This window comes from Micromonospora sp. NPDC049060, from assembly GCF_040649055.1.
Taxonomy (GTDB): Bacteria; Actinomycetota; Actinomycetes; order Mycobacteriales; family Micromonosporaceae; genus Micromonospora; species Micromonospora reichwaldensis.
Genome location: NZ_JBEZEV010000022.1, coordinates 1 through 21,617 on the forward strand (window position 1 = coordinate 1; position 21,617 = coordinate 21,617).

Genomic DNA, 21,617 nt, shown 5'->3' on the forward strand with positions numbered 1-21,617 from the left:
GGCCGGCCGGCCACGCGAAGGGACGACACGATCAGAAGACCTCGGGGCTCCGCCCCGAACCCCGGCCCTCCTCAAGATGCCGCCGCAGATCACCTCGCCGGGCACCACAAGGGCTACCAGCTTCCCGGACGGGGAGATCCGCTCTTGTAGGCGAGTAGCTACGCCATCACCGCATCCCTAGATCAGCCCTGTCCTTCACTGCCAGATCTCAGGCAGAGAAGCGCGCTTCGCCCGTTCGCTTGTCCACCATGACGGGAAGGTTGCCGGCCATCGCCTGGTGCCAGTCATCAGCTTCGACGTAGGCCTTCCCGTTGTAGGGGAAGACGTACGCGTCGGCGATGTCCTTGATGGCGTAGTCCACGATGACGACCGGATAGCTGAAACGTCCTCTTACCTCGGCATCCAGAAACTGTTCGGCGGCCTGTCGGGCAGCTTCCAGTGAGATCATCGTCTTACCGTCCCTCAGTTGCCGTGCCATCTAATGGCATCACTACTTGCGCTCGCTTCTTCGGTTTGCCGCTACCGCCGTTAGGGCACCGACCGCAGCCAGCGGCAGCAACCAAACCAAGCCTTCCCAGTAGGACTTCCGCGTGATGACCGAGTAGATCAAGGCGGCTACCGGCAGTCCTAGGGCTGCACCGACGATGACTCGCCAGTGGCTTGTTGACATACCTCATCGTCGCAGGAGCGTTCAGCGAACCCAGGGCTGGGACAGCGACGTAATCACCCGCTCGGGCCGGCCTCTTCGGATCCTTGGCTCGCTGGCTCCTCCGGCGGCGGCAACCGGCGGCTTTGGCACGCGGGCTCCGTCGGGTCGCCTGTCGAGCAACGGCGGAGTGGCCCCGGCGCTTGATCCACAGGTCCCATATAGGTGTTCGCCTATCGGAAGGGGCACGACAGTGCACAGACGAACGCTCTTGGCCGCAGCCGTCGCGGCGCCCATCGGGGCCGCCATCGCCGGGGCTCCGGCCTCGGCCCACCACGGGCACGGCCGGTATCCCTCAGTGATCAGCCTGCCGAACGGGTTCTGCCCGGAGGGGATCACCCGCGGAACCGGCACGAAGATCTACGTCAGCTCCATGGCCGACGGATGCATCTGGTGTGCCGACCTGCGCACCGGCAAGGGGAAGCTCCTCGTGCCGCCCGTGTCCGGCGCCCAGGCCACGGGTCTGGACGTCGAACGGGGCCGGATCTGGGCGGCCTGCGGCAACATGGGCGGCGCGGCCGTCTACCGCGAGTCGACCGGCGAATGCCTGGCGACGTACGACTTCGGCGGCGGGTTCATCGACGGCGTGACCGCCACGAAGAAGGCCGTGTTCTTCACCGACTCGGAGAAGGCGAAGATCTACTGCGTCGAGTTCGGCCGCAACGGCTCGCTGCCCGGACGATCGGGAGTACGCGCGCTGCCGTTGCCGGGTGGGCTCGGTGACCCCACCGCCTGCAACACCGGCATCGTCGCCGCCTGGGCGGGCAAGCTCATTGTCGTGCAGGCCAGGACGGGCCGGCTCTACTGCTTCGACCCCCGCGCGGGCATGGCCGCCCAGATCAGCACGTGCGGTGTGTCGGTGTCCAACGGCGACGGTCTCCTGCTCGAGGGGCGCACGCTGTATGTGGTGCGCAACCGGAACAACGTGATCGCCAAGTTCCGCCTCAACGAGCGGCTGACGCGGGCCACGCCGGTCGACGTGATCAGTGACCGCGACCTCGACGAGCCGTCGGCTGTGGTTTCCTTCGGCTCGAGCCTGTACGCGGTCAACGCGCGGTTGTCCGTCCCGGCGACTCCCGACACTACCTACTGCGTCGTGCGGGTACGCGACTGATCACTCATCTTGCACCATCCGGCCGGGGGTATCCCCGGCCGGATAAGAGGTGAGCATTCAGGGTTGGCGTGGCAGTACCCCTAGCGGGGGATTCTTTTTGGTCCGACGTGACGGATGTCTCTACCCCTCGTTGCCTCCGTTGTCAACGATCACCGCACGGGGGATTTACATGAGCAGAACCTCTATCACGAACGGACCCGCCCGGCTCGGCGCCCGGCTGGCCGCCTTCGCGTTGTTGGCCGGCGCCCTGCTGCTGGGCGGCTCGCCGGCCCTGGCGGCGGAGACCATCAACATCAATCCAGGCAACGTGCCGAGGACGGCGACCCAGGCCACCCAGAACTGCGATCCGAACCTTGGCGGCGGGCCCTTCGCCAACGAGGACGTCTGGGTGTTCAACCTGCCGGGCAACCAGCAGACCACCGGCAATTTCCTGTCGGTCACGGCGACGTTCAGCACGCCCGGCGGCACCGAAATCCGGACGATCCCGACCGCCCCCACCCCCAACAGCGCCATCGTCAACGACATGGGCACCAGCAAGGCCTGGATCAGGCTCCCGGCCGGATGGACGCTCACCGGCGCCTCGGCGGTCATCTCCGGCACCGCCGACTTCTTCGTGCTCACCCACACCTGCGCCGCCTCGAACCCCGAGGTGAACCCGAAGCTGACCCTGACCAAGACCGGCACGCCGACCAGCGGTCTCCAGGCCGGTGACAAGGTCACCTACACGTACACGGTGACGAACCAGAGCACCGGCACGGTCGACCCGATCACCGGCATCACCGTCACCGACAACACGGTCACCGGCATCACCTGCCAGGCCACCTCGCTCGCGCCGGGGGCGAGCACCACCTGCACCGGCACGTACACCGTCACCAAGGCCGACGTGGCCAACGGCAAGATCGTCAACATCGCCCAGGCGACCGGGTTCTTCGGCCGGCAGTTGGTGCCGTCGAACAACGCCACGTTCACCGTCACGACCCAGGAGGCTCAGGCCAGCCTGTCGATCGACAAGAAGGCCCGGGTCGAGTCGGACTGCCGCGACAAGTGTGAGAAGGACGGCTTCGCGGCCAAGGGCGACAAGATCTTCTACACCTACCGGGTGGCCAACACCGGCACCGTCACCATCACCAACGTCGCGGTCAACGACCCGACCGCCGGACCGGTGATCTGCAACAACACCACCCTGGCACCGGGTACGAGCACCGACTGCCACGCCGTCAACCCGCACGTGGTGACCGCGGCTGACGTCAAGAAGGGCAAGGTGGTCAACACCGCCCGGGCGACCGGCAAGTACGGCAGCGCGACCGTGACCTCCGACCCGGTCACCGTCACCGTCTGCATCCGGCACGGCAAGTACGACCCCCGCAAGCACGACAAGGACAAGGACGGCTGGGACAAGGACAAGGACGGCTGGGACAAGGACAAGGACGGCAAGCCCCACCTGCCGGTCACCGGCGTCAGCTCCACCCAGGCCCTCTCGCTGGGTGGCGGCCTGCTGGCCGCGGGCGCTCTCATGGTCGGCGCCAGCCGGCTGCGCCGCAGGGAGACCCAGGCCTGACCCGTACGGCGGCAATCCAGGCAGCGCATTCGGCCTGGTGAGCCACCGTCGGCGGACAGGGTGACCGGATGCGTCACCTGCCGGCCGGCACGGACACTGAACTCACAGTGCCCGTGCCGGCCGTGCCTGGTTTCTGCAGCCCGCCGGGCGCCCGGCTGCCGTCCCGCACTCCCGGCCGTCGATCATGCACCGCGGCCCCGTGCCCACGGGCGCCCACGGGACGGTCAGCGGAGCCGGACGTCGAGGGTCGGGAAGTCGTACCAGGTCAGCTCGAAGGACGAACCGGTCTCCGGCACCACCGGGAACACGGCCCAGCTCTCCACCCGCTCCCCCGACGCGATGCTGAAGGACTCGTCGGGCCGCGTGGTGGTGCACCAGGTGGACTCGGGACGCACCGTCCGGCCGTCCGACAGGACGATCTCGGAGGAGGTCCGGTCGACCTCGGCGGTCGGGCAGCTCACCGGCCATGGCACCGGCGAGCCGTTGCGGTACGTCAGGTTCAGCCGCAGCTTGCCACCGGTGACCTCAGCGCTGACCAGCGTGACCGTCAGGCCCGCCTGGCTGTAGACCGACCGGTCGAGCTGGTACGTCCGACCCGCGGGCTGCTCCTTCGTCGGCGACGCACCGGCGCCCGGGGAGCCCGACGACGCGCCGGCAGCCGGGGAGCCCGTCGACGGGCCGCCGACGGCGCCGGTGGTGGCCGCGTCCCGCGCGGATGGCGTCGGGTCGGCCCGCCCGGAGTCGCCCCGACCTGCCAGGAACCAGCCGCCGAGGGTGCCGACCACGGCGAGGCACGCCGTCACGGCGACGAGGGCGAGTAGACCGACGTACCTTTTCGTCACGGTGGGCTCCCGACGGCGGTGAGAACGGCGACGGCGCGAAGGTAGCACCACCGTCCAAAGTCGGCGGCGCGTCAGTGGTGCGGCGTAGCGTCGGGCCATGGACGTCGACTGGAACGGTGAGCTGCTCGAACAGCTCGACTGGCACTGGCGGCTGCAGGCCCGGCCGCGCCTCGACGGGTTGACCGACGCCGAATACCACTGGGAGCCCGTCCCGGATGTCTGGGGCGTCCGGCCGCGCGGGCGCAGCACCGCCCCGATGGCGGTCGGGCAGGGCGACCACCTGATCGAGTTCGCGATGCCGCAGCCCGAGCCCGCGCCCGTCACCACGATCGCGTGGCGGCTCGGGCACCTCGTCGTGGGCGTGTTCGGCGCCCGCGTCGCCGCCCACTTCGGCGGTCCCCCGGTGGACTACGGCTCCTTCGCGTACGCCGGCACCGCCGACGCGGCGCTGGCGCAGCTCGACGAGGCGTACGACAGATGGGTCGCCGGGGTGCGCGGCCTGGGCCACGACGGCCTGGCCCGGCCGTGCGGCCCGGCGGAGGGGCCCTACGCGGACCGGTCGCTGGCGACGCTCGTGCTGCACATCAACCGGGAGGCCATCCACCACCTCGCCGAGGTGGCGCTGCTGCGCGACCTGCACCTACGGCTCGGCTGACCTCGGCGGTCGTCGGGAAGACCGACCATGGCACGGGCAGGCCGGCGCCCGCGGGCACCCGGTTCCGCGCCGGGTGCCATATGCTGCGCCGGTTGTCACGGGGCGCGGGGAGGACCACATGCGACGATGGCTGGGCGTCACGGCTTCGGCTGCGCTGGTCGCGGCGGCGATGAGCGGGTGCGGCACGCCGGCCGGCACGGACGGGGACCTGACCGACGACTGGCGGCCCGTGGCCGAGGCCCGCCAGTTCGCGCCGCAGGCCGGCGAGTGCCACGTCGTCGCCGAGCCGACCGCCTACCTGACCAGCCACCAGCCGGTCGACTGCGCGAAGGCGCACCTCGTCGAGACGTTCCACATCGGCACGTTCACCGGCGACCTGGCGGCCCGCACGATCCCGCCCCGCGTCGGATCGGCGGCGATGCGGTCCGCGTTCGCCGAGTGCGACGCCAAGGCCAAGGAGTTCGTCGGCGGCGAGTGGCGCGACGCCCGGCTGTCGGTGCAGGTGGCGCCCACGTCGCCGGCCGGCTGGACGGGCGGCAGCCGGTGGTACCGGTGCGACCTGTTCGAGCTCGACGCGGTGAGCGGCGCCAACGGCGACAACGACTCGGCCGTCAACCGGGCGGGCAGCCTGCGGGGTGCGCTGAAGGCGGCCACCTCGCTGCGGTACGGCTGCGCCGAGGAGGACGAGTGGTCGAACCTGCTGGCGGTGCCGTGCACGAAGGTCCACCGCTTCGAGTACGTGGGCGTCTGGACCGCGCCCGACGTGTCGTACGAGGACGCGACGAAGGACGAGGACGCCGTGCACGCGAAGTGCCGGCCGGTGATCGCCCGCTACGCGAAGGTGCCGGTCGACGGGATGCTCCGTTACCGCACGGGCAGCACGTACCGGTTCCCGTCCGAGGAGGCGTGGGCGCGCGGCGACCGGGGGGTGCGCTGCTGGTACTGGTCCAGCGGGAAGAAGCTGACCCGGTCGATCGCCGGCGGCGGGACGAAGGTCCTCCCGATCAACTGACCGGGCGCCCGCAGGGGCGGGTGGGCAGGTCAGCGGCCTGCCGACGGCGCCGGGAAGAGCTGACCGAACGGCGACACGGCACGCACCGAGGGTGATCGCGGGCCGGTGCTCATGCTATTCTCCGGCGTCGATCCCCCGTTTTGGCCCGGATCGGGTCGTTGTCGCAGAAGGACCCTCTTTTCCGATGCCGGCCGTTGCCGCCCCGACCACGTCGCCGACCGCGCTGGACAACCCGGCCGGTGGCGCGTTCACCCTCATCTTCACCCGCCTGCCGGCGTTGCTGCGGCTGGCCTGCGGCCTGGCCGGCGCGGTGGTCGCCCTGTCGGTGCGCACTGCGCCCGTCGAGCCGGCGCTGCTGTTTCCGGCCGTCGCGGCGCTGACCGCCTGGTCGGTCTGGTACGCGTTCCGCGCGCTGCGCCACGGCATCGGCCGCCCGATGGTGCTCGGCGACGTGGCGCTGACCGCCGCCGCCTGCCTGGCGATGCCGGTGCTGGTCGCCCCGGAGGTGCTCCCCGGCGAGGTGAGCTGGATCGCGGTGCTGGCCAGCACCACTGTCCTCAACGCGCAGGCCAACGCTCCCATCGGCTGGTCGGTTCCGGCGGGGCTGCTGGTGACGGCGGCGTACGCGGCGGGCGCGCACGCCGCCGGCCAGCCCGACGAGGCCGTCGCGCACGCGGTGACGCTGCTGGTGCAGACGGCCTGCGGCGCGGTGATCACCGCCATCATGCGGCGGCGGATCGGTCGGGCCGACGACGCCTTCGTGGCGCACCAGCGGCTCACCCGGGAGTCGCTGGTCGCCCGGACCGCGCGGGACGCGGAGCGGCGGCAGAACCGGGACCTGCACGACACGGTGCTGGCCACGCTGACCATGGTCGGGCTGGGCGCGGTCGCCGGCCCGTCCGCCGCGCTGCGCGAGCGGTGCGCCGCCGACCTGCGTACCCTCACCGCGCTGGCCGACGCGCGGTCCGCGCCCGAGGAGGGGGCGGTGCCGCTGGACGGGCGGCTGCGGGCGGTGCGCGCCCGGCTGCCCGAGCTGCCGGTCACCACCGAACTGGCGCCGTGCGTCGTGCCCACCCCGGTCGCGGAGGCACTCGCGGAGAGCACGTACGCGGCGCTGTCCAACGTGCTGCGGCACGCGCCGGGCGCGTCCGCCGCGCTGCGGCTGAGCCGGGTCGCCGACACCGTTGTGGTCGAGCTCGCCGACGACGGTCCGGGTTTCGACCCGGCGGCCGTTCCCGCGCACCGGTACGGGCTACGCGAGTCGGTGAGTGGCCGGATGTCCTCCGTCGGCGGGCGCGCCCAGATCGACTCGCGCCCCGGTGCCGGTACCCGGATCCGGTTGGAGTGGTCCGGTGTCGACTGAGACGACGACCGCCCCGGTGCCGGCGGCGCGTACGCCCGACGAGGGCCGGTCCCCGGTGGACCCGGCGGCGGCGGTGGCCGCCGCCTCCGACGGCGGCGCCCGGATCGTGACGGTGGTCATCGCGCTGGCCTGGCACACGGCGATCGCGCTGCCCGCGGTGCTGGGCGCGTGGGCGGAGCTGGCCGCGCCGGCGGTGGTCCTCGCCGGCTGGCTGCTCGTGGCGACGGTCGGGGTGCTGGCCGGTCTCCGGCTGCTGCGCGGCACCGCCCTGCCGGCCTGGCCGCTGGCCGTGCTCCTGCTGGTGGTCGACGCGGTGGTTGTCACGGCGGCCGGTGAGCGGCACCTCTTCACCGCCGCGAACTGGGTGTGGGGCACGCTCGGCTGGTTCTTCGTCATGGTGCTGTGGGGGCGGCGAACCCACGGGCTGATCGCGGCGCTGGGCGTGCACGCGCTGATCGCGCTGGCCGGGGTGCTCGGCCACGGCGCGACAGCCCCCGCCGACCTGGCCCGGTACGCCATGTCCGTCTACGCCACGTCGACCCTTCAGGTGGCGGTCTTCGTGGGCGGCACGGCGATCGCGAGGCTGGCCCGGCAGCGGGCCGGCGCGGCGGCGGACGCCCACGCGGCGGCGGCCGAGCGGGACGCCGCCGAACGGGCCCGGCAGGAGCGACGCGCCCGCCTGACGCTTGTCAGCGGCGCCGCCGAGGAGGTGCTCGCGGAGCTGGCCGACGGTCGGGCGGACCCGGCCGACCCGGACGTGCAGCGGCGGGCGGTGCTGGCCGCCGCCCGGCTGCGCCGGCTCATCGCCGAGTCCGACGACGTGCCCGACCCGCTGTTGCACGAGCTGCGGGCCGCCGCCGACCTGGCGGACCGCAACGGGCTGCCGATCGACCTGGTGACGATCGGCGACCCGCCGCCGCTGCCGGTGCAGGTGCGCCGCCGGCTGGCCGATCCGCTCACCGCGCTCCTGGCCGACGCCCGGGGCTGGGCCCGGCTGACCGTGGTCGCCGGGCCCGACGAGGTGGTGGTCAGCCTGGTCACGCCCGACCGGGCCGGGCCCGACACCGCCGGACCGCCGGGCGACGACGGGCGGGTGGAGTACCTCTACGAGCGGGACGGGGAGATCAGATGGGCGCAGACCCGGTGGCGGGGGTGACCGCCGGTCGGCCGGTCGGCGTGGCGATCGTCGACGACCACCCGGTCGTGATCGAGGGGGTCCGCGTCTGGCTGGCCGCCGAGCCCCGGCTGACGGTGCTGGCGACCGGCGACGACCCGGACGCCGTGCTGCGGGCCGCCCCCGACGCCGACGTGGTCCTGCTCGACCTGCGGCTGCACGGGCGGATGGCCCTGGACAAGCTCGCCGAGCTGAGCACGGCCGGCCGGCGGGTGGTGGTCTACTCGGAGCACACCGACCCGCAGACGATCCTCGCCGCCCTGGACGCCGGGGCGGTCGCGTTCCTGGCCAAGCACGAGGGGCGGGAACACTGCGTGGCCACCGTGCTGGCCGCCGCCAGCGACCGCCCGTACGTGCCGCCGGCGCTCGCCGGGGCGATCGTGGGTGACCCCCGCCCGGACCGGCCCGCCCTGTCCGACAAGGAACGCGAGGCGCTGCTGCTGTGGTTCCAGTCGATGTCGAAGGCGTCGGTGGCGCGTCGGATGCGGATCAGCGAGCACACCGTCAAGCAGTACGTCGACCGGGCGCGGATCAAGTACACCCGAGCGGGGCGGCCGGCCGCCACCAAGGCGGCGCTGCTCGCCCGGGCGATCGAGGACGGCCTAGTCCGGCCGGAGGAGATCGGCATCTATCGGTCACAGGCTTCCTACGACCGGCCGACCCCCTAACGGGCGTCATGACAGCCGGCCCGGGGGTCGGCGACGCTCATGGTGAGATGCCGTCGGCACCGGAGGTCATGACGATGCACGATGACGCGTCCCCCTTCTTCATCGCCCCGCACCGCTTCGACGCGGACGACGACCTGGCCCCGGCGCTGGACCGGCGGCACGAGTTGGTCGTCGAGGCCGGTGAGCGGGTGCTCGCCCGGCACCGGCTGCACGCGTCGGGGCATCTGCTCGGCCCGACCGAGGCACGGCGGCGGTGGACGCTGCCCGAGCCGGTGGCGGTGACCGTCACCGACCGGCGGATCGCGTACGCCGGCGGCGGGCCGCAGCTCGCCCTGGTCGACGGCGTCGGTGACGGTGCGCGGCACCGCCGGGGCGTCCGGTTGCCGGGGCTGGTCAGCGGTCAGATCCGCTGGCAGTGGCCGTCCCGGCTGGAGCTGCTGGCGGCGAGGCCCGGGGAGCAGGCTCGCCTGCTGGTGGTCTGCGACGCGCTGCGTACCATCCAGCAGCCGGCCCTCGGCCTCACCGGCCCCGCCGGGGAGATCACCGGGCTGACCCGCCAGGTGCGCCGGGCGGTGGCCGGGTTCCGGCTGGCCCACCCCGAGCTGGTGGACCTGTCGCCGCCCGAGCGGGACGTGCTGGCGGTGCGGGCCGGGGGCGGGCCGGGCGCCGGCGAGACCCGGATCACCCTGCCCGGGTCTCTGCCGGTCGAGTTCCAGTCCCGGGACGACTACTACCGGCCGGGGCGCTTCGATCGCGGGTGGCACGGGCCCGCAGCCGGCGCAGCATCCGGGCATCGGTGAAGCCGACGGTGCGGGCGGCCCCCTCCACGGTGGCGCCGTGCCCGATGAGGTGCTCGGCGCGTTCCACCCGCAGCAGCTGCTGGTAGCCGAGCGGGGTCAGCCCGGTGGCCCGCCGGAACAGTCGGGTCAGGGTCCGCTCGGCCACCCCGCCAGCGGCGGCGAGGTCGGCCAGCGGCAGCGGTTCGGCGAACCGGCGGTCGATCAGGTCCTGCACCCGGTGCACGGCGTCGGAGAGGTGGGACCGGTGCCGCAACATGGCGCCGGCCTGCGGCTCGTGGCCGTTGCGCCGGGAGTGCAGGACCAGGGCGCGGGCGATCCGGGCCGCCACCGCCGGCCCGTGCCGGGTGGCCACCAGGTGCAGTGCCACGTCGATGCCGCTGGCGATGCCGGCGGAGGTCACCACCCGCTCGTCGACCACGTAGAGCACGTCGCGGACCACCCGCGCCGACGGGAACCGGCGGGCCAGCTCGTCCTGCACGTCGTGGTGGGTGGTGCAGCGGCGGCCGTCGAGCAGGCCGGCCCGGCCGAGGGCGTACGCGCCGGCGCAGACGCTGGCGACGGTGCCGCCGGCGGCGTGGTGGTCGGCCAGCCGCCGCAGGTCGTCCGGCCCGACCGGCCCCTGCGGTCCGTGCGCGTGCAGCCGCCATCCGGGTACGACCACCAGGTCGTCGCGGGTCAGCTCGGGCCACCGGAGCCCGGCCACCAGCGGTACGCCCTGCACGGTCGGCACGACCTCCCGGTCGGCGACGTAGTGCAGCCGGTAGTCGTACCCGAGGTCGGCGGCGGTGGAGAAGACCTGGGCCGGGCCGGCGAGGTCCAGCAGGTGCAGCTGCGGGACGAGCAGGAAGACGACCCGGGCCATCGGCTCAGGCCCGCGCGCCGGCCGGGGCCGCGCCGGTCAGCTCGGCCACGCTGCGGATGGTGGCGAAGCGGCCGGCGAGGGCGTACTCGGTGCGGGCGGTCATCTCCTCGCTCGACAGGGTGCGCGGGTCGGCGAGGATCTCCTCCGGCGTGGCCGTGGTCGGCAGGTCCCGGTGCGGGGTCGGGAAGGTGACCGTCGCGTCCGTCACGAAGGTCACCTCGTAGCCGAGGTCGCAGCCGACCCGGGCGGTGGTCTCGACGCACTGCTCCGTACGGATGCCGCAGACGGTGATCTCGCGGACGCCTGCGGTCGTCAGCACCTGCTGGAGGTTGGTGGTGGTGAAGGCGTTGTGCGACGTCTTCACCAGCGTGGGTTCCCCCGGGGCGGGTGAGAGCCCCTCGATCAGGCGGACGTGCCCGTTGGCCGGGTCGAAGACCCCGCCGGTGCCCGGCTCGGCGTGCAGGACCCAGACGACCAGGTCGCCGCGTCGCCGGGCGGCGGCGACGAGCCGGTCGACCCGGGCGACGATGTCGGGGTTGGAGGCGTACGCCCAGCTGGGGCGGCGGCGGAAGGACTCCTGCACGTCGATGACGACGAGTGCTGCTCTGCTCATGGGTTGAATCCTCGCCGGGGACGCGCCGGCGCGGCAGGCACCATCCCGCCCGGCTGCGGAACGATCCGGCCGCCCCCGATGCCCGGGGGACCTCCCTCGGGCGTCGGGTCGATCGGGGCCCCCGCTCAGGCGTCGGGGTCGACCGCGGCGGCCCGGCGGCGGACCTCCAGGTCGGCGGCCTCCTCCAGGGTGGGCGCGGTGCCGCCCAGGTGCACCGGGAGCCACCAGGTGTCGTCGGGGCCGGCGGGGGCGTCAGGGTACTCCCGCTGGGCCCGGTCGACAAGCGCCGTCAGCCGTTCCTTCAGGTCGACGGTCATCGCGTTGGCGTCCGGGTAGGCCGCCGGGTACATCGGCTCGCCGACCAGGATGGTGATCGGGATGTGCCGGCGGGTGAGGGTGCGCGGCCGGCCCTTGGTCCAGAGCCGTTGGGTGCCCCAGAGCGCCACCGGCAGCACCGGCACACCGGCCTCGGTTGCCATCCGGGTCGTCCCGCTCTTGAGCGCCTTGACCGTGAACGACCGGCTGATCGTCGCCTCCGGGAAGACGCCGACCACCTCACCGCGCTTCAACGCGCTGACCGCCGTCGCGTACGACCCGGCGCCCGCCCGACGGTCCACCGGGATGTGCCGCATGCCCCGCATCAGCGGGCCGGACACCTTGTGCGTGAAGACGGACTTCTTGGCCATGAACCGCACCAGCCGCTTCGCGGGGTTCGCGCCCAGCCCGCAGAAGATGAAGTCGAGGTAGCTGACGTGGTTGCTGGCCAGCACCGCCCCGCCCGTACGCGGCACGTGGTGGGCGCCCTCGATGGTGATCTTCAGGTCGAGAACCCGGAACATCGTCTTGGCGGCGGCGATCACGGGCGGGTACACGAGTTCCGGCATGGCGCGAACTTACCCTGCCAGCCTGAGCCCCATGCCGGCCCGCCGGGTCCACCACGCCGCCCGGTGCCCGCCCGCCCGCGCCGGCCCGCCACGGTCGCGGCGGCCGGGCGGCGGCACCCGGTCCACGGGGTCGCCGCCGGCCTCCGCGGGAGCCGGGCCTCCGCTAGTCGCCGAGGCGGTGCAGGTCGAGGCGGCCCCGGGCGAACGCGTCGACGCGGCCCCACCGGCCCGGGATGTCCAGCACCTCGATCCGGCCCATCCCGATCGGCAGCCGGGGCTCCACCGCGAGGTGCCCCTCGTGCGGCTCCAGGCCGAGCATCGTCCGCAACAGCAGCAGCGGCGTGCCGGTCGACCAGGCCTGCGGGCTGCACGCGGTCGGGTACTCCACCGGGAACTTGGTCAGCTCGCGGGGGTAGCCCCCGAACGCCTCCGGCAGCCGGCCCTCGAAGTAGGTGGCCGCGTCGAGGATGCCGTTGGCGATGACCGCCGCCTCCTCGGCGAAGCCGTACCGGCGCAGGCCCCAGGCGATGAAGGAGTTGTCGAACGGCCAGATCGTGCCGTTGTGGTAGCCGATCGGGTTGTAGCGGACCTCGCCCTCGGCCAGCGTCCGCACCCCCCAGCCGGTGAAGAGCCGGGGCCCGACCAGGTGCTCGGCGATCTTCTCGGCCCGGTCGTCGTCGACGATGCCGCTCCAGAGCAGGTGACCGATGTTGGAGCTGAGCACGTCGCACTGGCGGCCGTCCGGGTCCAGGGCGAGGGCGTAGTACTCGCCGTCCGCCACCCAGAAGTCCCGGTTGAACCGCTCCTTCAGCGCCGCCGCCTCCCGCTCCAACCGGTCGGCGAAGTCCGGGTCACCCCAGAACTCGCGCGCCAGGCGGGCGGCCCGCAGCTTCGCGTCGTACGCGTACCCCTGCACCTCGCAGGTGGCCCGGGGGAACGGCGGCAGCGTGCCGTCCCGGTAGGAGATGGAGTCCCAGGAGTCCTTCCAGCACTGGTTCTCCAGGCCGGTGTCGGTGTTGCGCCGCTCGTACCAGATGTAGCCGCTGCCGACCAGGTCGGCGTAGTCGTCGATCCACTCGAGCGCGGCCCGGCACTCCCGCTCCAGCTCCCTGACCAGCTCGACGTCCCCGCTCCACTTCTCGTACTCGTCGAGCAGCACCAGGAACAGCGGGGTCGCGTCCACCGACCCGTAGTACGGCGAGTGCGGCTGTTCCTCGAAGGCGGCGGTCTCGCCGTACCGCATCTCGTGCAGGATCCGGCCCGGGTCCTCGTCCCGGAAGTCGTCGAACCGGGTGCCCTGGAGCGAGGCCAGGATCCGTAGCGTGGTCTTCGACAGCTCCGGCGTGAACGGCAGCGTCTGCAGGCAGGTCAGGATGCTGTCCCGCCCGAACATGGTCATGAACCAGGGCAGGCCGGCGGCCGGCAGCGTCGCCCCGCCGAGGGAGAGCGGCGAGAAGCGCAACGCGGCCAGGTCGATCAGGCTGCGCCGGTACGTCGAGGCGACCCGGCCGTGCTGACTGTTGACCTTGGGGGCCCTGGCGATCCACTCCTCGAGGTCATGCTGGAGGGCGAGCCGCTCGGTGGTGTGCGCCCGCAGCCCCATCCGCAGGTCCCGCCCGCCCGGGGAGACCGCCATGGTCTTGACGTCGATCTCGGATTGCCACTGCTCGTTGGGCTGGAGGTGGATCGAGTAGGCGAAGCCCTTGCGGTCGTAGCGCGGAGCCGGGGACGCGGAGATCAGCGTTTCCCGGATGAAGTTGCCCCGCCGGTAGCCCAGGCGCAGCCGGTCGGACTCGACCTCCGTGTAGATCTCGCCCTTCTTGTTGAGGATCTCGTCCTTGACCTGGAACAGGTCGGCGAAGTCGGACGCCGCCTCCATCCTGATCTCCAGGTCGATCGGCTTCTCGTCGTGGTTGAGGATGGTGATCGTCTCCCGGAAGCTGCCCCCCACCGCCCGCTCCCGGACGATCGACAGCTTCGCGTCGACGTAGTGCGTCGCCATCCCCGGCACCAGGAAGAAGCGGGCCTCGTAGTACTGCAGGTCGTCGTACGACAGGGGGGTGAGCCGGTCCCCGTTGACCGTCAGCACCCACGTCGACAGGAAGCGGGTGTCCAGGGCGAAGAACCCGGTCGGCTCGCTCGGCGTCGCCTCGATGTCCCCGGTGTCCTCCGACACCACGAAGGTGCTGCCGTCCAGGATCCGGATCGTGTTCTGCCCCATCACCGCACCTCCTGACAGGCCTCGAAGTGCCGGCGTGGTCCACGGGTGTCCGGATGGCTGGGGAAGAGCCGCTCCATCTGCACCACCAGCCGCAGGTCCCCGCTCACCGTCATGTCCCCCCGCAGCAGCGCGGCCACCCCGTGCTCGCGACCGGCGGCGAGCTCCTCGAAGAGCTCGGGGCTGGTCCCGACCACCGTGTCGGCCTCCTGGTCCTCCTGGCTCACCTGGAGCCGCCCGCGGTCGATCCGCAGCAGCCAGTGCGTCGTGTGCGCCCCCTCGTGCAGGTCCAGGCGCAGGGTCCCGGAGGACTTCGCCAGCAGGGGGTCGTACCCCCGCCGGTCGAGGTCCTCGAAGAACCTCGTCGTCGCGTCCACCATCGGGTCTTCTCCTCCCCCGTCGGGCAATGTCCCTGCACGGGGTCCCCGTCCGGTGCGGGGCCAACCTCGCCCGGACCGGGTGAGTCGCCCGGCCGGCGGGGTGGCCCTGCCGCGGGACGGGTTAGGGCCTGTTTCATAAGAACTGGCCGGCCTGCGGCGGGCCCGGACGACGACCGGCGGCGTTGCGGTTTCGTCCGGATACAACACCGGTATCCGGACGAAACCGCGCCTTGCCGGATCGCCGCCCGGACTCCGCCTCGGCTCGACCGCCCTTATGAAACAGGCCCTGGTGGTTAACGGTGGCCGCTGCCTGGGCATGTCGAGGGGGACTGACACCGACCACGAGGAGGGGCGATGGCCTCCGACGAGTCCTCCACCCGCAGCGGACGCGACCGCGACGATTCCGGGGCGGCGGCCGGCCGGGTGGGCGACCGCCGGACGGGCCGCGCCGACCGGGGGTCCGACCCCGTTCGTGCCGAGCGGCACCGCCCGGGTCGCGGCCCGGTCGGGCCCGACGAGGGCCCCGACAGCCCGACCGAGCTGCCGGGCGCCGGTTGGAAGGCCGCGCTGCGCCGCACGGTGCGGGAGTTCCAGGACGACAGCCTGACCGACTGGGCGGCGGCGCTGACGTACTACGGGGTGCTCTCGATCTTCCCCGGCCTGCTGGTGCTGGTCTCGATCCTCGGCCTGCTCGGCCCGCGGGCCACGGAGGGCGTCAAGGAGACGGTCAACGACGTCGTCCCGCAGGACAGCATCCGGCAGATCGTCGAGGGGGCGATCGACCAGGCGCAGCAGAGCGGCGGCTTCGCCGGCTTCGCCGCGATCCTCGGTCTGCTCGCCGCGTTCTGGTCGGCGTCGGGTTACGTCGCCGCGTTCATGCGGGCCTCCAACACCATCTACGACGTGCCGGAGGGGCGGCCGATCTGGAAGACGCTGCCGATCCGCGTCGGGGTGACCGCGGTGATCGGCGTGATGCTGCTGGCCAGCGCGGTGATCGTGGTCTTCACCGGCGGCCTGGCCGAGCAGGTCGGGGAGGCGATCGGGCTGGGCTCCACGGCGGTGACCGTGTGGAACATCGCCAAGTGGCCGGTGCTGCTGCTCCTGGTGAGCCTGATGTTCGCGATCCTCTACTGGGCGTCGCCGAACGCGCGGCACGGCGGCTTCCGCTGGGTCAGCCCCGGAGGCGTGCTGGCGGTGGTCATCTGGTTGGTGATCTCGGGCCTGTTCGCGCTCTACGTCAGCAACTTCGGCTCGTACAACAAGACGTACGGGGCGCTCGCCGGTGTGATCGTCTTCCTGATCTGGCTGTGGCTGAGCAACATCGCGATCCTCCTCGGCGCGGAGTTCGACGCCGAGCTGGAGCGCAGCCGCGCCATCGAGGCGGGCCACTCCCCGGACGAGGAGCCGTACGTCGAGCTGCGCGACGACCGCAAGCTCAAGAAGAAGCGCAACGCCGCCAACCGCCGCTGACCGCGTCGCCCGTCCGCACCCGCCGACGCCCGCCACCCAGCACCGGTGGCGGGGCGTCGGCGCGCTTCCGCCCGCTCCGGGCCCTGCGCTTTTCCTGATCCTCCCGATGCTTTTGCTCGATCGGACAAAAGTTCGCGTCAAATCGGCCGAAGCTCTGGACACGTGACACGGAACACTCCTACTGTGTCGGCACGACACCTCGGCATCACGTCGATGTGAACGAGCCCGCGAAGAGGTGAGTCCGGTGCGGACAGTCGACCCCCTGCACGTACGGCTGCTGCGGCTGCTCCGTGACGAGGGCGCGGTGTCCCGGGCCGAGCTGGGCGACCGGTTGCAGATGCCCCGTCCCCGGCTGCTGGCGGAGCTGGAACGGCTCGTCGCCCTCGGCTACGTCGCCGAGGCGGGGCTGGCCGCCTCCCGGGGCGGTCGCCGTTCCACCCTGGTCGAGCTGAGCCCGCGCCTGCGCTTCGCCGCCGTCGACCTCGGCGCCAGCTCCATCGACGTCGAGGTGGTCAACGGCCGGCTGGAGCCGGTCGCCGCGTACGCCGAGGCGGCCGACATCCGCACCGGCCCGAAGGTGATCCTCCAGCGGGTCAACGAGCTGCTGCACAAGGCCCGGGTGGACGGCGCCTATGAGCGGCTCGACGCCGTCGGCATCGGGGTGCCCGGCCCGGTCAGCTTCCGCGACGGCGTGCCGGTCTCCCCGCCGATCATGCCCGGGTGGGACCGGTTCCCGGTGCGCGAACTGCTCACCCGCGAGCACGGCTGCCCGGCGGTGGTCGACAACGACGTCAACATCATGGCCATCGGGGAACGGCACGGCGGGGTCGCCCACTCCGTGGACGACTTCCTCTTCGTGAAGATCGGCACCGGAATAGGGTGCGGGATCTACCTCAGCGGCGAGGTCTACCGGGGCACCGACGGCTGCGCCGGGGACATCGGCCACATCCAGGTCGACGCGCAGGGCCCGATGTGCTCCTGCGGCAACGTCGGCTGCCTGGAGGCGCTGTTCAGCGGGGCCGCGCTGGCCAAGGACGCGACCGCCGCCGCGCGCAGCGGGGTGTCGCCGGCGCTGGCCGAACGCCTCACCGCACACGGCGCGGTGACCGCGCTGGACGTCGCCGGGGGTGCCGTCGAGGGGGACGTGACGTGCATCCAGCTGATCCGCGACGGGGGTCGGCGGGTGGGTGGGGTCCTGGCCGGGCTGGTCAGCTTCACCAATCCGTCGATGATCGTGATCGGCGGCGGGCTCGCCCAGCTCGGGCACATCCTCCTCGCCGAGATCCGCAGCGTCGTCTACCGCCGGTCGCTGCCGCTGGCCACCGGCAACCTGCCCGTCGTCCTGTCCGAGCTGGGCCCGCGCGCCGGCGTCGCCGGTGCCGCCGTGCTGGCCAGCGACGTGGCCTTCGCGGAGGCATCATGAGTGAGCAACTGGTCGAGTCGCCCGCCGACGCCGTCGCGGGCGAGGTGGTGCTGCGCCTCACCGACGTGGTCAAGACCTTCCCGGGCGTACGGGCCCTGGACGGGGTGCAGCTGGAGGTGCGCGCCGGCGAGGTGCACTGTCTGCTCGGGCAGAACGGCGCCGGCAAGTCCACCCTGATCAAGGTGCTCGCAGGGGTGCACCGGCCCGATTCGGGGCTCGTCGAGTGGCGGGGCGAGCCGACCACCTTCGCCAACCCGCAGGCCGCCATGCGCGCCGGCATCGCCACCATCTACCAGGAACTCGACCTGGTCGAGGACCTCTCGGTCGCGGAGAACGCCTTCCTCGGCCACGAGCCGCGCCGGCTCGGCTTCGTCCGGCGGGGCGCCATGGCCCGGCACACCCGGCAGATCCTCGGCCGGCTCGGCCACGCCGAGATTCCGCCCGGGCGGATGGTGCGCGCGCTGCCCGCCGCCGGCAAGCAGATCGTCAGCATGGCCCGCGCCCTCTCCCACGAGGCCCGGCTGATCATCATGGACGAGCCGAGCGCCGTGCTGGCCCACGACGAGGTGGGCAACCTGTTCCGGATCATCCGGGAGCTGACCGCGCAGGGCATCGCCGTCATCTACATCTCGCACCGGCTGGAGGAGATCCGCGAGATCGGCGACCGGGTCACCGTACTCAAGGACGGCCGGACCACCGCGGCGAACCTGTCGGCCCGCGACACCCCGACCCGCGACCTGGTCAGCCGGATGACCGGCCGCACCATCGAGTACGTCTTCCCGGACCGCCCGGCCGGCGCGGCGGGCGGCGCGGAGCTGCTCACGGTCGAGGGTCTGACCCGGGCCGGCGAGTTCGCCGACGTCTCGCTCGGCGTGCGGGCCGGCGAGATCGTCGGCATCGCCGGGCTGGTCGGCTCGGGCCGTTCCGAGCTGCTGGGGACCATCTACGGCGCGCGCCGTGCCGACGCCGGCTCGGTGCGGATGGCCGGCCGGGCGCTGCGCCCCGGCAGCGTCGGCGCGGCGGTGCGGGCCGGCATGGGGATGGCCCCCGAGGAGCGCAAGAGCCAGGCACTGCTGCTGGGCGAGCCGATCTACCGCAACGTGACCCTGGCGACCTTCGCCCGCTACGCCCGCGCCGGGTTCACCGACGCCGGACGGGAACGGGCCGAGGCGGACCGGATCGCCGAGAGCCTGGAGCTGCGCCCCCGCGACGTACGCCGGCCGGTGCGCACCCTCTCCGGCGGCAACCAGCAGAAGGTGGTGGTCGGCCGCTGGCTGCTCGGCGACACCCGGCTGCTACTGCTCGACGAGCCGACCCGGGGCGTCGACGTCGGCGCCCGGGCGGAGCTCTACCAGGTGATCCGGGGGCTGGCCGCGCGCGGCGTCGGGGTGCTGCTGGTCTCCAGCGAGGTCCCCGAGGTGCTCGGCCTGGCCGACCGGGTGCTGGTGATGCGGGAGGGGCGGGTCGTCCACGAGGCCCCGGCCCGCGAACTCGACGAGAACACCGTGCTCGACCTCGTCATGGCGGGGTCCCTGATGGAAGGCGCACCGGCATGAGCGACGCGACGCCCACCCCCACCACGGCGCCGGAGCGGGCGGCGCAACTGCCGGCGCAGTCGCCGCCGGTGGACCCGGCGCAGACCGGGGCGGCCGTCGACAAGGTGGCGGCACCGGGCCGCATCTCCTGGTGGCGGGGCGAGGGTGGCGAGGGCGCCAAGCGCAACCTCGGCCTGATCGGGGTGCTGGCCGTGCTCGTCGTGATCGGCGCCCTCACCCGCTCCGACCTGTACTCCAACCCCGACTGGGTGTGGGACAACGTCCTGAGCATCCTCAAGCTGGCGGCCGTGGTCGGCGTGGTCACCGTCGGCATGACCTTCGTGATCATCGGCGGCGGCATCGACCTCTCCGTCGGCGCGATCGTCGCGCTGGCCGGCGTCTGGTGCACCACGGTGGCCACCCAGAGCTACGGCGCCGGCGGCATGATCTTCAGCGCGCTCACCGTCGGGCTGGCGGTCGGCCTGGTCAACGGGCTGCTCATCTCGTACGGCCGGCTGGTGCCGTTCATCGCGACCCTCGCCATGCTGGTGGCGGCCCGGGGCCTGGCCGCCGAGATCTCCGACAAGCAGACCCAGGTGTCGGACAACGGCTTCATCAACGGCCTCGCCAGCAACAGCCTGCTGGGCATCCCGCTGCTGGTCTACATCCTCGCCGCCGTGGTGGCCGCCGGCTGGGTGCTGCTCAACCGCACCACCTTCGGCCGGCGTACGGTCGCCGTCGGCGGCAACCCGGAGGCCGCCCGGCTCGCCGGCATCAACGTCCGGCGGCACACCGTGCTGCTCTACGCGCTCTCCGGGCTCTGCTGCGGGATCGCCGCCATCATGCTCACCGCCCAGGCCAACTCGGCGCAGGCGGCGATGGCGAACCTCTACGAGCTGGACGCGATCGCCGCCGCGATCATCGGCGGCACGCTGCTCAGCGGCGGGCGGGGCACCATCATCGGCTCCCTGCTCGGGGTGGTCATCTTCGCCACCATCACCAACCTCTTCGCCATCAACGGCCTCTCCACGGAGGCCCAGAACATGGTCAAGGGCGGCATCATCGTCGCCGCCGTCCTGGTCCAGCAGGTCCAGTTCCGCAGCGTCACCCAGTTCCTGAGCCGCAACCGGCTCACCACCACCTGACCCCCCACCGCACCGACCGCGCGGCATCCGGGCCACCTGAGCGACGGTGGCCGGGCACCGCACGCGCTCTTCCGTCCCGCACCGCGAGATTTCCTCCACCACCGTCAACCCAGGAGGTCGTCATGACCCAGCACAGTCGCGACATGTCGCGCCGCCGGCTGCTCTTCGGCGGGGCCGCCGTCGGCGCCGGCGTGCTGCTCGCCGGCTGCACCAGCAACGAGACCAAGCCGACCGAGGCGCAGACCAAGGCGGCGGCCGCGCCGGGCGGCAACAACGAGCCCGGCAAGCGGGTCGTCATCGGCTTCTCCGCGCCGGCCGCCGACCACGGCTGGATCGCCGCCATCACCAACAACGCCAAGGCGCAGGCCGGGGCGTACTCCGACGTGGAGTTCAAGTCGGTCGAGGCCGGCGCGGACGCGGCGGCCCAGCGGGCGGCGCTGTCCACGCTGATCTCGCAGAAGCCGGACGTGATCGTGCTGCTGCCGCACGACGGCAAGGAGCTCAACGCGTTCGGACTGGAGGCGATGAAGGCCGGCGTTCCGGTGGTCAACCTGGACCGGGCCTTCCCCGACGCGCGGGCCTACCGGCTCCAGATCAAGGGCGACAACTACGGCATGGGCGTGGCCGCCGCCACCTACATGATCGAGCAGTTCAAGGCCAAGGGCGTCAGCAATCCGGTGATCGGCGAGATCGCGGGCATGGACGAGCTGGAGCTGACCCAGGAGCGGTCGAAGGGCTTCGTCGACACCCTGACGGCGAGCGGCTTCAAGGTCGCCAACCGCCGGGCGGCCCGGTTCACGGCCGACTCGGGGCAGCAGGAGGCGGCGCAGCTGCTCCAGGCCCTGCCGAAGATCGACGCGCTCTGGAACCACGACGACGACCAGGGCATCGGCGTGCTGGCGGCGGTCAACCAGAGCGGCCGCAAGGAGTTCTTCATGGTCGGCGGCGCCGGCTCGAAGAAGGCGATGGAGGACATCCAGGCGGACAACACGGTGCTGAAGGCGACGGTGACCTACAGCCCCTCGATGGCCTCCTCGGCCATCTCCCTGGCCCGGCTGATCGGCCAGGGCAGGGGCATGTCCGACCTGGTGGAACTCCAGGTGCCCAAGGAGATCATCCTCGCCTCCGAGACGATCACCAAGGAGAACGCGGGCAGCTACCTCAAGCTCGGGTTCTGATACACGGGGGGAGACCC

General features: G+C 72.5%; 20 protein-coding genes. 13 read left to right on the top strand and 7 right to left on the bottom strand.

Annotated features, from left to right (window positions below; genetic code table 11):
• Nucleotides 1-208: 208 nt before the first annotated feature.
• The gene (locus AB0B83_RS11700) at nucleotides 209-448 is read right to left on the bottom strand and encodes a YrhB domain-containing protein (protein WP_357578118.1); all 240 of its coding nucleotides are present in this window, start codon (nucleotides 446-448) and stop codon (nucleotides 209-211) included.
• Between the two features lie 556 nt (nucleotides 449-1,004).
• On the opposite strand from AB0B83_RS11700, the gene AB0B83_RS11705 reads away from it, so the two are divergent.
• Together AB0B83_RS11705 and AB0B83_RS11710 are read left to right on the top strand one after the other, a co-directional pair.
• Nucleotides 1,005-1,820: a superoxide dismutase gene (locus AB0B83_RS11705; protein ID WP_357578119.1), complete on the top strand. Its 816-nt coding sequence runs from the start codon at nucleotides 1,005-1,007 to the stop codon at nucleotides 1,818-1,820.
• A gap of 169 nt (nucleotides 1,821-1,989) precedes the next feature.
• Nucleotides 1,990-3,378 (top strand): LPXTG cell wall anchor domain-containing protein, encoded by a 1,389-nt coding sequence (locus tag AB0B83_RS11710; protein WP_357578120.1) that lies wholly within the window; start codon nucleotides 1,990-1,992, stop codon nucleotides 3,376-3,378.
• Between the two features lie 224 nt (nucleotides 3,379-3,602).
• Here the strand turns inward: AB0B83_RS11710 and AB0B83_RS11715 are convergent, their stop codons facing one another.
• Complete coding sequence (locus AB0B83_RS11715; protein ID WP_357578121.1) at nucleotides 3,603-4,220, bottom strand: hypothetical protein; 618 nt, start codon at nucleotides 4,218-4,220, stop codon at nucleotides 3,603-3,605.
• 97 nt (nucleotides 4,221-4,317) lie between these two features.
• On the opposite strand from AB0B83_RS11715, the gene AB0B83_RS11720 reads away from it, so the two are divergent.
• The 6 genes from AB0B83_RS11720 (at nucleotide 4,318) to AB0B83_RS11745 (ending at nucleotide 9,892) form a co-directional block, all read left to right on the top strand.
• Complete coding sequence (locus AB0B83_RS11720; RefSeq protein WP_357578122.1) at nucleotides 4,318-4,875, top strand: DinB family protein; 558 nt, start codon at nucleotides 4,318-4,320, stop codon at nucleotides 4,873-4,875.
• A 118-nt stretch (nucleotides 4,876-4,993) separates the two neighbouring features.
• The gene (locus AB0B83_RS11725) at nucleotides 4,994-5,887 is read left to right on the top strand and encodes a septum formation family protein (RefSeq protein WP_357578123.1); all 894 of its coding nucleotides are present in this window, start codon (nucleotides 4,994-4,996) and stop codon (nucleotides 5,885-5,887) included.
• 184 nt (nucleotides 5,888-6,071) lie between these two features.
• Entirely contained in the window at nucleotides 6,072-7,250 is a 1,179-nt protein-coding gene (locus tag AB0B83_RS11730; RefSeq protein ID WP_357578124.1) for an ATP-binding protein, read from the top strand.
• 16 nt (nucleotides 7,251-7,266) lie between these two features.
• On the top strand, nucleotides 7,267-8,406 hold the full coding sequence (locus AB0B83_RS11735) for a hypothetical protein (RefSeq protein ID WP_357578182.1): 1,140 nt from the start codon (nucleotides 7,267-7,269) through the stop codon (nucleotides 8,404-8,406).
• On the top strand, nucleotides 8,379-9,092 hold the full coding sequence (locus tag AB0B83_RS11740; RefSeq protein WP_357578125.1) for a response regulator transcription factor: 714 nt from the start codon (nucleotides 8,379-8,381) through the stop codon (nucleotides 9,090-9,092). The genes AB0B83_RS11735 and AB0B83_RS11740 overlap by 28 nt, the downstream gene beginning before the upstream one ends.
• A 74-nt stretch (nucleotides 9,093-9,166) precedes the next feature.
• Nucleotides 9,167-9,892: a hypothetical protein gene (locus AB0B83_RS11745; protein WP_357578126.1), complete on the top strand. Its 726-nt coding sequence runs from the start codon at nucleotides 9,167-9,169 to the stop codon at nucleotides 9,890-9,892.
• On the opposite strand, the gene AB0B83_RS11750 is transcribed toward AB0B83_RS11745, so the two are convergent.
• The 5 genes from AB0B83_RS11750 to AB0B83_RS11770 all read right to left on the bottom strand — a co-directional run bounded on the left by AB0B83_RS11750 (nucleotide 9,774) and on the right by AB0B83_RS11770 (nucleotide 14,849).
• The gene (locus tag AB0B83_RS11750; RefSeq protein WP_357578127.1) at nucleotides 9,774-10,754 is read right to left on the bottom strand and encodes a DJ-1/PfpI family protein; all 981 of its coding nucleotides are present in this window, start codon (nucleotides 10,752-10,754) and stop codon (nucleotides 9,774-9,776) included. The two genes, AB0B83_RS11745 and AB0B83_RS11750, sit on opposite strands and share 119 nt — an antisense overlap.
• 4 nt (nucleotides 10,755-10,758) lie before the next feature.
• Nucleotides 10,759-11,367 (bottom strand): isochorismatase family protein, encoded by a 609-nt coding sequence (locus tag AB0B83_RS11755; RefSeq protein WP_357578128.1) that lies wholly within the window; start codon nucleotides 11,365-11,367, stop codon nucleotides 10,759-10,761.
• A 125-nt stretch (nucleotides 11,368-11,492) separates the two neighbouring features.
• A complete protein-coding gene (locus AB0B83_RS11760) occupies nucleotides 11,493-12,251 on the bottom strand; it encodes a lysophospholipid acyltransferase family protein (RefSeq protein ID WP_357578129.1) in 759 nt (252 codons plus the stop codon).
• A 163-nt stretch (nucleotides 12,252-12,414) separates the two neighbouring features.
• A complete protein-coding gene (locus tag AB0B83_RS11765; protein ID WP_357578130.1) occupies nucleotides 12,415-14,472 on the bottom strand; it encodes a glycogen debranching N-terminal domain-containing protein in 2,058 nt (685 codons plus the stop codon).
• On the bottom strand, nucleotides 14,472-14,849 hold the full coding sequence (locus tag AB0B83_RS11770; protein ID WP_357578131.1) for an SCP2 sterol-binding domain-containing protein: 378 nt from the start codon (nucleotides 14,847-14,849) through the stop codon (nucleotides 14,472-14,474). Before AB0B83_RS11770 ends, AB0B83_RS11765 begins: the two co-directional genes overlap by 1 nt.
• A 354-nt stretch (nucleotides 14,850-15,203) precedes the next feature.
• On the opposite strand from AB0B83_RS11770, the gene AB0B83_RS11775 reads away from it, so the two are divergent.
• The 5 genes from AB0B83_RS11775 to AB0B83_RS11795 all read left to right on the top strand — a co-directional run bounded on the left by AB0B83_RS11775 (nucleotide 15,204) and on the right by AB0B83_RS11795 (nucleotide 21,600).
• On the top strand, nucleotides 15,204-16,319 hold the full coding sequence (locus AB0B83_RS11775; protein WP_357578132.1) for a YihY/virulence factor BrkB family protein: 1,116 nt from the start codon (nucleotides 15,204-15,206) through the stop codon (nucleotides 16,317-16,319).
• Between the two features lie 244 nt (nucleotides 16,320-16,563).
• A complete protein-coding gene (locus AB0B83_RS11780) occupies nucleotides 16,564-17,742 on the top strand; it encodes an ROK family protein (protein ID WP_357578133.1) in 1,179 nt (392 codons plus the stop codon).
• Entirely contained in the window at nucleotides 17,739-19,298 is a 1,560-nt protein-coding gene (locus AB0B83_RS11785; protein WP_357578134.1) for a sugar ABC transporter ATP-binding protein, read from the top strand. Before AB0B83_RS11780 ends, AB0B83_RS11785 begins: the two co-directional genes overlap by 4 nt.
• Nucleotides 19,295-20,422: an ABC transporter permease gene (locus tag AB0B83_RS11790; protein WP_357578135.1), complete on the top strand. Its 1,128-nt coding sequence runs from the start codon at nucleotides 19,295-19,297 to the stop codon at nucleotides 20,420-20,422. Before AB0B83_RS11785 ends, AB0B83_RS11790 begins: the two co-directional genes overlap by 4 nt.
• Nucleotides 20,423-20,544: 122 nt before the next feature.
• Nucleotides 20,545-21,600 (top strand): substrate-binding domain-containing protein, encoded by a 1,056-nt coding sequence (locus tag AB0B83_RS11795; RefSeq protein ID WP_132236966.1) that lies wholly within the window; start codon nucleotides 20,545-20,547, stop codon nucleotides 21,598-21,600.
• Nucleotides 21,601-21,617 lie beyond the last annotated feature (17 nt).